Source organism: Clostridium sp. 1001271B_151109_B4 (genome assembly GCF_015670405.1).
Taxonomy (GTDB): Bacteria; Bacillota; Clostridia; order Clostridiales; family Clostridiaceae; genus Clostridium.
Genome location: NZ_JADPBQ010000010.1, coordinates 33,014 through 46,526 on the forward strand (window position 1 = coordinate 33,014; position 13,513 = coordinate 46,526).

The 13,513-nt window shown below is 29.0% G+C and carries 11 protein-coding genes and 1 riboswitch; all 11 genes read right to left on the minus strand.

Annotated elements, in window-relative coordinates; all coding sequences use genetic code 11:
* Positions 1-107: 107 nt before the first annotated feature.
* Complete coding sequence (locus I4V63_RS08445; protein WP_196000859.1) at positions 108-434, minus strand: PTS lactose/cellobiose transporter subunit IIA; 327 nt, start codon at positions 432-434, stop codon at positions 108-110.
* Positions 435-446: 12 nt separating this feature from the next.
* Entirely contained in the window at positions 447-1,181 is a 735-nt protein-coding gene (gene chbG / locus I4V63_RS08450) for a chitin disaccharide deacetylase (protein WP_196000860.1), read from the minus strand.
* A 13-nt stretch (positions 1,182-1,194) separates the two neighbouring features.
* Positions 1,195-2,502 (minus strand): 6-phospho-beta-glucosidase, encoded by a 1,308-nt coding sequence (locus tag I4V63_RS08455; RefSeq protein WP_196000861.1) that lies wholly within the window; start codon positions 2,500-2,502, stop codon positions 1,195-1,197.
* 258 nt (positions 2,503-2,760) lie between these two features.
* A complete protein-coding gene (locus I4V63_RS08460; RefSeq protein ID WP_196000862.1) occupies positions 2,761-4,083 on the minus strand; it encodes a PTS transporter subunit EIIC in 1,323 nt (440 codons plus the stop codon).
* An 81-nt stretch (positions 4,084-4,164) separates the two neighbouring features.
* Positions 4,165-4,470: a PTS sugar transporter subunit IIB gene (locus tag I4V63_RS08465; protein WP_207746532.1), complete on the minus strand. Its 306-nt coding sequence runs from the start codon at positions 4,468-4,470 to the stop codon at positions 4,165-4,167.
* Between the two features lie 342 nt (positions 4,471-4,812).
* Positions 4,813-6,906 carry a UvrD-helicase domain-containing protein gene (locus I4V63_RS08470; protein ID WP_196000863.1) on the minus strand — a complete coding sequence of 698 codons (2,094 nt, stop codon included), beginning with the start codon at positions 6,904-6,906 and terminating at the stop codon, positions 4,813-4,815.
* Between the two features lie 322 nt (positions 6,907-7,228).
* Positions 7,229-9,319: an ATP-dependent zinc metalloprotease FtsH gene (gene ftsH / locus I4V63_RS08475; protein WP_196000864.1), complete on the minus strand. Its 2,091-nt coding sequence runs from the start codon at positions 9,317-9,319 to the stop codon at positions 7,229-7,231.
* A gap of 47 nt (positions 9,320-9,366) precedes the next feature.
* Positions 9,367-9,897 carry a signal peptidase I gene (gene lepB / locus I4V63_RS08480; protein ID WP_196000865.1) on the minus strand — a complete coding sequence of 177 codons (531 nt, stop codon included), beginning with the start codon at positions 9,895-9,897 and terminating at the stop codon, positions 9,367-9,369.
* Complete coding sequence (locus tag I4V63_RS08485) at positions 9,885-10,112, minus strand: DUF3006 domain-containing protein (RefSeq protein ID WP_196000866.1); 228 nt, start codon at positions 10,110-10,112, stop codon at positions 9,885-9,887. Before I4V63_RS08485 ends, lepB begins: the two co-directional genes overlap by 13 nt.
* A gap of 524 nt (positions 10,113-10,636) precedes the next feature.
* On the minus strand, positions 10,637-11,929 hold the full coding sequence (lysA, locus tag I4V63_RS08490) for a diaminopimelate decarboxylase (protein WP_196000867.1): 1,293 nt from the start codon (positions 11,927-11,929) through the stop codon (positions 10,637-10,639).
* A gap of 219 nt (positions 11,930-12,148) precedes the next feature.
* Positions 12,149-12,315, minus strand: a riboswitch (Lysine riboswitch).
* Positions 12,316-12,477: 162 nt separating this feature from the next.
* Positions 12,478-13,152, minus strand: coding sequence for a hydrolase (locus I4V63_RS08495; RefSeq protein WP_196000868.1), 675 nt, complete (start codon positions 13,150-13,152; stop codon positions 12,478-12,480).
* Between the last annotated feature and the right edge of the window lie 361 nt (positions 13,153-13,513).

The window sequence follows — 13,513 nt, forward strand, 5'->3', positions numbered from 1 at the left end:
TTTTTCATATTTCTTTATTTATAACAAATTAACGATATAGCTTTAAGAAGTATTTTCTTAATCCATACCGTTAAATGTGTAAGATATATAATATAAAAATGGTTTGTTTATTTATTTTCTAGCTTTACTAATCTTTCATATACTTCTATAAATTCTTCAGCTAGTTGCTGAAAATTCATAGCATTCATTAAATGATCTTGTGCATGAATTAATAATACATTTAACTCCACGCTATTTCCTGAAGCTTCTTCAGTAATAAGCTTAGTTTGGAATGCATGAGCTTTATGCATTTCTTCTCTTGATTTATTTATTAACTCTCTTGCTTCTTCAAATTCACCAGCTTTAGCTTTACTTAATGCATCATATGCTAATCCTTTAGCTTCTCCTGCATTAGCTATAAGACCAAATGATATTTCCATTAATTCTTCTTTCATTTTCATATCCCCCTAAATATTACTGTAATTAGTAAGTTCTATATTATTTATTCTTAAATATTCTTTTACTTTTTCTGATGTTAAAATACTATATTCTTTCATTCTTTGCATTGCATAAGATGTTGAGTTAACTAAATACTCATCTATAAATGCTGGATGACACATAATATCTATCACATCATGCTTTTTAATTTCATCCATATATTTTTCAAAGTAATCTTCTGTTACATTTTCATTATAAAAGCTTTCAGTCATTGGTATAACTTCATCATAATCTAGTTGTGATTCAAATCCACCCCTTATAGGAAGTTTATACTTTTTAACTATTTTCTCTATAACAGGTTTTAAACTTGATAATGTATGAACATGATGATGCGAATCTAAGTGATCAACCTTCACTCCACTATTGATAACTTTATTTATTTGGCTACAAAATTCTTCATATACTTCATCTAAATCAAACTTTTCTTCAACAAGTTCATTAGTTATTCTTCTATAAAAGTTACCATTTTCATCTACTATTGTCTTATGATAATTTAAAACAGGTCTATTTAAGCTTAAGGTCATATGAACCCCACAACCTAAACCTTTATTTTCTTTTAATAACTCAACAGCATGATCAAAAGCTGGCATCCCTGCCATTATAGTAGTTGACCTTACTATTCCATTTTTATATGCTGATATTATTCCATAATTAACTGCTTCACTTAATCCAAAATCATCTGCATTTACTATTAATTTAGTCATATTAACACCTCTTCTATTTGAATTGTGGTAAATATTCTTTGTGTGCTTCCATCATTTCATCTAGAATAGTTTTAGCTAAATCATCTGATGGGATTAATGGATTTATACATAATGCTTGTAATGCTGCATTATAATCACCTTCAACAGCTGCTTTTGCTGCTAATATTTCAAATGCTTTTATTTCACTAACTAATCCACTTACTGCAACTGGTAAATATCCTACTGATAATGGTTTTGGGCCTTCCTTAGTTATTACACAGCTCATTTCTGCTGCCGAATCTTCCCTAAAGTCTCTTATTGCACCATTGTTTAATGTATTTACAACTTGAATATCCTTCTTATCATTGTAAATTGAATTTATTAAGTTACAAGCTGCATCACTATAGTATGCTCCACCTCTTTTTTCTAATTGTGGTGGTTTAACAGCTAAGTTTTCATCTTTATATAATTCAAATAAGTCGTCTTCTAGAGCTTTAACCGTTTCTCCTCTAGTTTTTCCATCCTTAAAGCCTTCTAATTCTTCTTCTAACATTTCTTTATGTTTGTAATAGTATTTATGGTATGGACAAGGAATAACTCCTAGTGCTCTAACAAAATCAGCATTTAAAGGAATGTCCTTTATATTTTGCATTGTTAATGATGAAGTAACAAACTTTTCAATTGCTTCTTTTGTTATATCTTTACCATCTAATCTTACGTTTAATGCATAGACCATATGATTAAGTCCAGCAAAGTCCATTTCTATTCTATCTTTTTCAACTTTTAATATGTCTGCCATACCATTTTTTACACCTATTGGAACATTACATAATCCAATGTATCTTCTAAAGTTTGTATATTTAAATACTGCTTCTGAAATTACTCCTGTTGGATTTGTAAAGTTAACAAGCCATGCATTTGGGCAAAGTTCTTCGATATCCTTAATTATATCTAATACTACTGGAACTGTTCTAAGTGCTTTAAATAATCCACCAGCTCCATTAGTTTCTTGACCTATAACTCCATGTGAAAGTGGAATTCTTTCATCTTTAATTCTTGCATCTAATAATCCAACTCTCAATTGAGTAGTTACGAAATCAGCATCCTTTAGAGCTTCTCTTCTATCTAAAGTTAGATGAACCTCCATGTCTACTCCTGCTTTTTTAACCATTCTTTTTGCAAGATTCCCAACTATCTCTAACTTATGTTTTCCTTCTTCTATATCAACTAACCATAATTCCTTAACAGGTAATTCCTTATGTCTTTTTATAAATCCTTCAACTAATTCTGGAGTATAGCTTGATCCTCCACCTATTGTAACTATTTTAATACCATTTTTCATATTATCCACCATCCTAACATTTATATTTATAAACTTGCTTTGATTAATCTGTATGTATTGCATTTTATTTTAATAGTTCTTATTTCTTATAATCTTATTTAAGATAGCATTTTATATGCTGATTTTTACTCACTTTGTAAATGAATACAAAACAAAATATAAAATGTTTTAATTTTTAGTTTTGGAATAAAGTCGGCATTTATGTCGACTTTATTCCTCTATTAACCATAAACTAATATATTTATTTTTTTATATCAATTAAGCTACTTGATTCATTTCCATTTTTCTAGCATCCATCTTTTCTGCCATAGCCACGAATGGTAAGTATATTAAGATCGAAACTGCTATATTAACTATACATAAAACTGCTCCTGACCAATGTCCTGTTGCCATAAATCCACCAAGTATTGGAGGTGTAGTCCAAGGCATAGTTGCCATTATTATTGGATGAACTAATCCAAATGAAATTGATAAATATGATATTATTGTTGTAACGATTGGTGCTATTACAAATGGTATTCCAAATATAGGGTTTAATACTATTGGTAATCCAAATATTACTGGTTCACTAATATTGAAAATTGATGGTGCTAATCCTAAAGCAAGCATATCTCTTCTTCTCTTACCTGCAATTGCTATAGCAAGTAACAATCCTATTATCACTCCTGATCCTCCCATAAATACGAAAGCATCAAAGAATGGTCCTGCTAATACATGTAATTCATCTAATGGAGCTCCATTTTGAATCATTTCTGCATTTTGTGCTCCTAAGTTAGTTAACATTGTTCCTGTGAAAGGTAATGCAATGTTTGCACCATGTAAACCAACAAACCATAACCCATGAATAAAGAATGCTATTAATATAGCTGATGGTAATGTATCTGTTATATTACTTAATGGAATTCCTAAGTATTTGTTTATTAAATCTGTTAAGAATTGGCCATCTGCTGCTAATCTTATTAGTAATCCTGCAACTGCAAATATAACTACTGTTAACATACCTGGAATTAATTTTGCAAATGATCTTGATACTGCTGGTGGAACCCCATCAGGCATCTTAACTACTAATTGCTTTAATTTACCTAATCTAATGAATACTTCTGTTGATAAAATCCCTATTATAATTGCTGTAAATAATGCTCCTGTTCCTAAGTATGCAACTCCAACAAATCCCCAACCTTCTACTACTGGTTGTCCATCAATTGCAATCTTTGCAACTTGAGGAATTAAAAGAATAAATATTGATGTTGCTATCATTGCTGATTGAAGACCATTTTCTTCATATGATTTAGCTAAGTTATATGCAACACCTATTACTAAAAGTAAAGCCATAATAGCTAATGTTCCAAACCATATATCTCCGTTTAATGATTTTATTTGTTGCCCAAATGTATTATCTGCTAAAAAGTTACTTAATGCCTTTATTGGTGCGTTATTTATAAGTGTTGCTAACGAACCTATTATTGTTAACGGTATCATTGAAACGAAAGCATCTCTTACTGATACTAAATGCCTTTGTGCTCCCATCTTTGCTGCATATGGCGTTATATACTTATCCATAAAAGCCATAAACTTTTCCATATCATTCCCCTACCTTTATCTTGATATTTTTTAATTTCTCATTAATTATCAATATCTATTTCTTTAAGTCTTATCAATATCTTATTTCTTTAACTCTAATGCTCTTTCTAAAACAGCCTTACCATTACATCTTCCATAATCCATCATATTAATAACTTCTACTGGAATTCCAAGTGGGTCTGCTAAAGCTTTTGCCTTACTTAAAATGTATCTAACTTGTGGTCCTAATAATAAAACATCACACTTTTCAATTTCACTTTGTAGATTTACTTCTGATATTGCCCAGATTTCACATTCTACTCCCTTTTCCTTTGCAGCCTCTTGCATTTTTGTTACTAATAAACTTGTTGACATACCTGCTGAGCAAGCTAACATAATTTTTATCATAATATATACCTCCAAACATTTATTTAATTCATGTATTCGTTTACTTACCTTATGTATACATTGTATATCCATTGTATATACATTTCAAGTGTTTTTTTAAATATTTTTTATTTTTTTTATTTTTATGTTTATTATGTACTACTAATGGCTATTTTATTAAAAATAGCCCCTTTTCAATATCATTTATTCATTCTAACACATATTATTTTCCACCACTGTCCTAAAAATCTTATTATCCAAATGTATAGACATTTGTTTTTCCTATATACATTTTGTTTTTACTTATAAAAAAGTCTCCAAAGCCAATCCATTCACCGGATTTAACTTTGGAGACATTAATATTTATTTAAAATTAATTACCTTTAATCTATGTAGAGCTCTAGTTGCCATAATGTATTTTACTAAATCATCTGTATTATCATCAAAATTAACTATTATAACTCCATCAAATTCAAGTCCTTTTGCATAATAAGAAGGAACTATAACTTTTCCACCTCTATAAATAATATCTTCTCTATCAAAAGCTAAAAGCTTAGTAAACTTTTTAAGCTCTGGTGCTATTTTCTTAAGGTGTTCTTTATCTTTAGTTATAATTGCAATATTATCATAATTTTCATCATCATAATCTTCTAATGTTTCTAAAATAGTGTCAATTAAATCATCTTTATCCTTAACATCAACTTCTTCAACATCATACTTACCTTTTCTAACAAAAGGAACTATTGCATCTTCATTTAATAATTTACTTGCATACTCCATGATTTGGAATGTAGATCTATAACTCTTATTTAAAGCATAGTTCTTAACAAATCCACCAAATAAAGCCTTTAATCTAAGCATTGCTGGTGTTTCTTCTACTTTAATTAATCTTTGATTTGCATCTCCAACTATAGTGTAGCTTCTGCAACCTGTTAATTCTTTTAATACAATAAATTGGAGCATACTATAATCTTGTGCTTCATCAATTACTATATGCTTAATTTCTTGACTAACCTTTTTACCATCAAGCTTAATCATTAAATAAAGTATTGCTGGTAAATCTAAATATGATAAGTTTTGTGTTTTAGTGAATTCTTTATAAATATCCACAATACTTTCATTATCTATCCATTTAGCTAAATTATTTTTTTGAATCATAAGTTCTCTAACAATTTCTCTAACTCTTATTTTTCTTTGGAACTCTATATTGTTTTGCTCAATTACTAATTGTTCTTCTGAAAGAGATTCTAGTTTTTCTTTTACTTCATGATTTAAGCTTCTTACTAATTCATCTCTCTTATCTTTAAGCTTTGAAGTAATAATTCTCTTTATCTTTTGACTTCTTCTAAATAAAGGCATGTATTTATAATGCTTTTCAAATAACTCATTAATTTCTTCTATTGAAACTACTTCTTCATCAAAGAATTTAACTGGTTCAAAATTAAAGTAATTAGCTTCTAATTCTTCACACTTTTTATCTAAAACAGCTATGAAGTCTTCTCCACCCTTATACTTTATTTCATTTATAATTTCTTCATTTCCATTTAATACTTCTTCTAAATAAGCTGTTATATCAATTACGGGTTCATTTAATCCAATTTCATTTATTGCAAAGCTAGCAAATGTTTGTTGATTAACATTACTTTCTCCTAAAGTAGGAAGGACATCCCCTATATAATCAATAAATATATCATTAGGTCCTAATATTAATACTTTATCTCCTAACTGCTCTCTGAAATTATATAAAAGATATGCAACTCTATGAAGCGCTATTGTTGTTTTTCCTGAGCCTGCAACTCCATTAACAACTACGACCTTCATTCTTTCTTCTCTTATAATTTCATCTTGCTCTTTTTGGATAGTCATAACTATATCCTTAAGCTTTTCTCCAGCATTTGAAGATAAAATCATTTGTAAAATATCATCTTTAACATCTACATCAGAATCAAAGCAACCTTCAAGCTTACCTTTTTTAACAAGTATTTGTCTTCTACCTAATATATCAACTGGAACTTCGCCCTCTGGAGATTTATAACTAGTCTTTCCTAATGTTCCTTTATAGAATAATGAAGCAACTGGTGCTCTCCAGTCAACTATTGCTGCATCAAAACTTCCTTCTGGAGTTAATCCATATCTTCCAACATAGATTTCTTCAGCATATCCATTATCCTCAAAATTAACTTTACCAAAGTAAGGAGATTCTTTTAGCTTTGTAAATTCAGCTAATTTTCTATCTATAGTTCTATACATTTCTTCTTTGACATATCTCTCATGGTCAAAGTATTCCATTACTTTATCTTCATCGTCTCTATATTCTTCAATAAATTTCTTTCTGTACTCTAATATGTAGTCTGCAACATCTTTTCTTTTTTGTATGTAATTTAATATTTCCTTACTTAATAAATTAAGAGTATATTCTAAGTTCTGTTCTTCTTGTAAAAATTCAAATTTATTCAAAGCTCCACGCACCTTTCAGCTAATTACTAATTAGTAGTTTTGAGTTTATAGTCCTTTATATAATTAGTAGTTTTGAGTTTGTAGTTAATAGTTTGGATTAAAATTCCTTGAGAAGCTTCTTAAGTATATATTTTCAAAATTCAGCCTAACTGAATTTATTCCTAAACTCATAACTTATAACTATTAAAAGTTTCTAACTATTTTTAAAGGCAGTTAAGGAGTTAAGCTGTAAATAATAGCTTAACCCCTTATTAATTATACTTATTTATAATTTGTCTTTTAGTTTATTTTCTGAGTTTTAATATACTTTTGAAGCCTTATCCTAGTCTTCTTTAGTTTCTTCCTCAGAAACTTTTTCTTTGTCCATATCTAATATAACTTCAACATCAGAAGACGATTGTTTTATTATATCTTCTTCCTTTTCAACAGCTTCAATAACTTCTTTTGCTACTTTAGCATCTTGTAATTCTTCTGAAATCTCTTCTGAAACTTCAGTTGCCTTTTCCTTGTTATTTTCAAGCTCTCTACTTTTCTTTTCTTCTTCTCTTTTTTCCTTTAATTCTGGATATTTTTCATATACAAACTTAAAGAATTCATCTCCAAAAATAGTTTCTTTTTCTAATAAGTATTCAGAAATCTTATCTAATAGGTCTCTATTTTCTCTTAATATTTCTCTTGCCTTTTGGTGACACTGTCTAATTATAGTTAAAACTTCCTTATCTACTAAAGTTGAAGTTTCTTCACTACAATTTCTAACAGCTCTACCATCTAAGTATCTGTTTTGAACTGATTCTAAAGCCATCATATCAAAGTTATCAGTCATACCATAAATAGTAACCATATTTCTTGCTGTTTGAGTTGCTCTTTCAATATCGTTTGAAGCTCCTGTAGATACAAGATTAAATACTTCTTCTTCTGCAGCTCTACCACCAAGCATAACCATTATTTGATTCATTAATTCTTCTTTAGAAACAAGGTATTTTTCCTCTTCTGGAAGTTGCATAGTATATCCTAATGCACCCATTGTTCTAGGAACTATTGTAATTTTATGAACTGGATCTGTACCTTCTAAAAGTCCAGCAACTAATGCATGCCCTACTTCATGGAAAGCAACAACTTCTCTTTCTTTCTTAGAAAGAATTCTATCTTTCTTTTCTTTACCAGCAATTATAACTTCAACTGCTTCTTCTAAATCTTCTTGAATAACTGTTTCTCTTCCACTTCTAACTGCTCTTAAAGCTGCTTCATTTACTATATTAGCAAGATCTGCACCTACAGCACCTGGAGTTCCCTTTGCAACTGATTCTAAGTTAACTTCTGGTGACATTTTAACATCTTTAGAGTGAACATTTAATATTGCAATTCTTCCTTTTAAGTCAGGTCTATCAACAATAACTCTTCTATCAAATCTACCTGGTCTTAAAAGTGCCTTATCTAATATTTCAGGTCTATTAGTTGCACCTAAAATAACTATTCCTTTTGATGTATCAAATCCATCCATTTCAGTAAGTAATTGATTTAAAGTTTGCTCTCTTTCATCATTACTTTGCATTTGATTATCTCTACTCTTACCTATAGAATCAATTTCATCTATAAATATTATACAAGGAGCCATTTTTTCTGCTTCTTTAAATAAGTCTCTTACCTTTGCTGCACCCATACCAACAAACATTTCAACGAAAGTTGAACCTGAAACTGAAAGGAATGGAACCTTTGCTTCACCAGCAACAGCTTTTGCTATAAGAGTTTTACCTGTCCCTGGAGGCCCCACTAAAAGAGCACCCTTAGGTAATTTAGCACCTATTTCTGTATATCTCTTCGGGTTATGAAGGAAATCTATTATTTCTGTTAATGATTCCTTAGCTTCATCTTGCCCTGCAACATCTTCAAAACTTACTTTTATATCTTTTTCAACATATACTTTGGCATTGCTTTTACCCATGCCACCCATGCCCATTGGACCTCCGCCCATTTTTTTAGCCATTTTATTAAATACAAATCTAACTACGAAGAACATTATTACTAATGGAAGTACATTTAATATAATAAAGTCCATCCATACAGATTGTTGCTTTGTTATTTGAGGATAATATTGTACATCATTATCTATTAATAATTGTATTAAATCTGGATTATCCGCATTTCCTGTATAAAGAACTTTCCCTTTCATATCACTTGAATCTTGAGGTGTTATTACAAGTGCCGTCCCATCTACAGTAACTTCTTTAACTTCCTTATCTTTAACCATTTGAACAAATTCATTATATGAAATTTCCTTTGTAGTTAACATCTCCTTAGCTGTTGAAAATGAATATAAAAACAAGAAAGCTACTACAACATAAATTAATAAGAACTTATTATTGTTATTCTTCTTCTTTTCTCCATTTTTTCTATTGTTTAAATTATTATTCATACTTTCTTTATTTCTCCTATTTAACTCTTAATCTCTTTTTAAAGCTCTTATTCTATTTTTCCAAAATCTTTCCATGGATATACTTTTATCTGAGCTTTACCTTTTATTTCACTAGCATCAATATATGGATCATTCCAATACCTAGAATCTAAAGACCAATATCTATTATCTCCTAAAAAGAAATACTTACCTTCTGGCACTTCAAATTCACCCGTATAATTATCTGCGGTTCCTATATAATTTTCTTTAAGCGTTTCGCCATTTACACTTACAACTCCATCTTTTATAACAACCTTATCTCCTGGTAATCCTATTAGTCTTTTAATCATATCTTCATTTTTTTCTTCTGAATGAAAAACTACTATATCTCCACGTTTGAGTTTCTCTGGATTGTAAACTCTGCTAACAAATAATCTGTCTCCAACATTTAATGTCGGAACCATAGATTCTGATGGAATTTTAACTTTAAAAATTAGAAACCTATTAATTAAAAATGCTAATATTACTGCTACTACTATTGGTACAATCCAATCATTAAAAAAGTTTGTTTTTTTTAGTTCTTGGCTCACTCTTTCCACATACCTTTCATTAAAGCATTTATATTGCTTTTTCGCTTCTTAGTTGCTTCTTCATTTACTTTAAATGAAGTATCATCAATCTTAATTATTACATCGCCTTCACTAGGTCTAGTATCAAACAAATTTATATCTATTAAGATTATACCCTGTTTTTCATCTTCTAAAACAACAGAATTTTCTTCTATTCTGTCTACTATAAATTTCTTTTTCTCCATACTAACACTCTCTATTTATTCCCCTTTGCTTAAGATGTAAAGTTAATAACAAGTAAGTATATTATATACTTTAATTTTTTTCTATTGAAACTTACCATAATTTCAATAACTGCCTATAAGTATACCACATTTCATTAATAACTAATAGTATTACTCTCCATTATATATCTTTATTATGTCAATTTTGTTACAAAAGGTTTAATGTTGTATTAAATTATTAACTATTAATACCTTTCAAATATTTATAATGCTGATTCAAAATATTTATATGCTCAAATATAGTAAGAATTTTTAATTTATAAAATAAAAGGTATAATAATTAGTAAGATTAGTACTTAAGAGAGTTAAAGTGACAATCTTTTCAAGTGACAAGTTTGAAGTTATCAAATAAACTCAGCTTAGTCTGAATTTAAAAATAAAATAACCTGAATCAACATAGCTAATTCAGGTTATCATTAAAAGAAACTCCAGAAAGAACTTCCACATCAACTATTAACTTTCATAAAATTCTCACTTGTTACTTGCTAAACTTCAAGCTCTAAAAGTTCCTCATAACTTTGTCTTTTAGATACAAGTCTTGCAACACCATCTTTAATAAATACCACTGGTGCTTTAGGATTTTTATTATAATTGCTAGACATTGAAAATCCATATGCTCCTGTTGAAAATACAGCTAATATATCTCCTATCTCTGGCTTTTGTATACAAATATCTTCAATAAATATATCTCCTGACTCACAGCATTTCCCCGCTATTGCAACTCTAGTATTAACTTTTTCATCAATTTTATTAGCTATAGCCATTTCATACTTAGCTCCATATAATGCAGGTCTTATATTATCAGTCATTCCTCCATCTACAGAAACATAAGTCCTAACACCTTCAATATTTTTAATTGCACCAATTGTATAAAGTGTTGTACCTGAATTTCCAACGATTGACCTTCCTGGTTCTATAGTTAATATTGGTCTTTCCATATTTAATTTTGAACAAACTTCATCAACTTTATTTAATATTACCTCACAGTACTCCTTTGGTTCTCTTGGTTTATCTTCATCAGTATAATGTATACCGAATCCACCACCTAAATCTAATTCAGGTATTGTATGTCCTGTTTGGTCCTTAATTTCTTTCATAAAATTCATCATTACTTCAACAGCATCTTTATAAGGTTCTGTTTCGAAAATTTGAGATCCTATATGGCAATGTAAACCCCTTAAATTTAGATTTTCACAATCTAAAGCAATTTTTACTGCATTCATAATAGTTTCTCCAACAGGTGCAAATCCAAACTTTGAATCTATTTGTCCTGTTTTGATATAATCATGTGTGTGAGCTTCTATTCCTGGTGTTAATCTTAAATAAATATCTTGTTTTACATTGTTTTTTCCAGCTTCTTCATTTAGCATTTTCATTTCATCTAAATTATCTACCACGAATCTTCCAACGCCAAGTTTAACCCCTAATTCAATTTCACCTTTGCTTTTGTTATTTCCATGAAAATATACTTTATTTAAAGGGAATCCAGCCTTATATGCTGTAAATAATTCTCCTCCTGATACTACATCTAAATAAAGACCCTGCTCATTTACAAGCTTACACATTGCCTTTGTTAAAAAAGCCTTTCCTGCGTAGGCAACTCTATTATTATTTTCTTTACACTTAAAATTATCATAATAACTTTTACATGTGCTAATTAATAAATTTTCATCCATTACGTATAGTGGTGATCCAAATTCTTTAACTAAATCACTACAACTAATCCCCCCTATACACAATTCATTACTTTTAATTTCCATTGCCCCAAATAATTTCATTGTTATACCTCCAAAATATTATTAATTAGGAGTTAGATAGTATAGACGTCATTAATAGGTTATTCACTAAAACTACTTTTGTTATCCATATTCACAAACTACCAATTTATAAAAAATAATAATAAAAACTACCCCTATAGAAAACCTATTGAGGTAGTTTACTTATTAAAATGCAATTTTTATTCAAAAAATAAGTTCAATCATACAATTGAATAATTGCACCTTTTTAGCACTCCACTTTCGTGACAGTTATACATATATTATATGCATACCCAGAAATAACTTTTTACATAAGATATCCCTTCGGCCATCATACCTTTCATAAATTATCTTAGCCCGTCAGCTCCAATTTACTACTCTTTATAAACAGCACCTCTAACATAGGTATTCTATTAAATTTTAACACTTAAATTTTCTCTTAATAATTAAACTCACTTTTCTCTCTTATTCTGAAAAGTTTCGTTCATATATCATATGTACATCGTTATTAATATGATACCATATTAATTTAATTATTCAACCATATTTTATTTTTTATTCCATTTTAACTATTTGCTTCTATATTTATCCATAAGATTACTCATAGTATCACCATTTGATGGAGGTGTATAAGTTATCGCATTGGCTCCTGCTTCTATTGTTTTTCTTATTGTCTCTTCGTTTGGTCCTCCTGTAGCTATAACAGGAAAATCTGGGAACTCGTCCTTTATCTTTTTAACTATCTCTGGAGTGTTTTTTCCACCCGAAACATTTAATATAGTTGCACCTGCTTCTATTCTTTCTCTTATATTCTCATGAATAGATACAACAGTTACTATTAATGGTATATCTATAGTTTCTTTAATTCTTGAAACAACCTCATTTGATGTAGGTGAGTTAACAACTACTCCCATTGCCCCTTTAAACTCAGCATCTAATGCTAAATTAACAACTCTTTTACCTTGAGTTATTCCTCCTCCAACTCCACAAAAAACTGGAACATCCGCAGCCATTACTAAAGCTGATGTTATTAACGGTTGAGGAGTAAATGGATATACAGCTATAATAGCATCTGCATTTGTATTCCTAATAATTGCAACATCAGTTGTAAATAATAAAGATTTTATTCTTTTACCAAATATTTTTATCCCTGAACAATCTCTTATACATGAAGGCACTTCAATAACATGACTTCTTAATATACCTTTTATCTCAGGTACAGTTTTATGCTTTTTAATCTCCATCTTAACACTCCTATTACTAATTTTATAAATATAATTATACTAGTTTAATTCAAGATTTAAAGAACTTTAAAAGAACTTTAAAAGAAATTGAATCAAAAGTTAACACTTTATATAAAAAACAAAAAAATTGATAAAATATTAATAAATATGCAATATAGAGTTTTATATTAGAAGTAACTTCTTCTCCTAACGTCAAATGCTTACATTGTATTTAATTTCTATTTCACATAATATTGTTATGAAAAACATTAAATACAAAAACAATAGTGTATGATTCATTAATTATTAATATATCCTAATTAATATGCCCTAAATAAACCAATTAATTTACCTAAAATGACGCAGTCTTCAACTTATACAC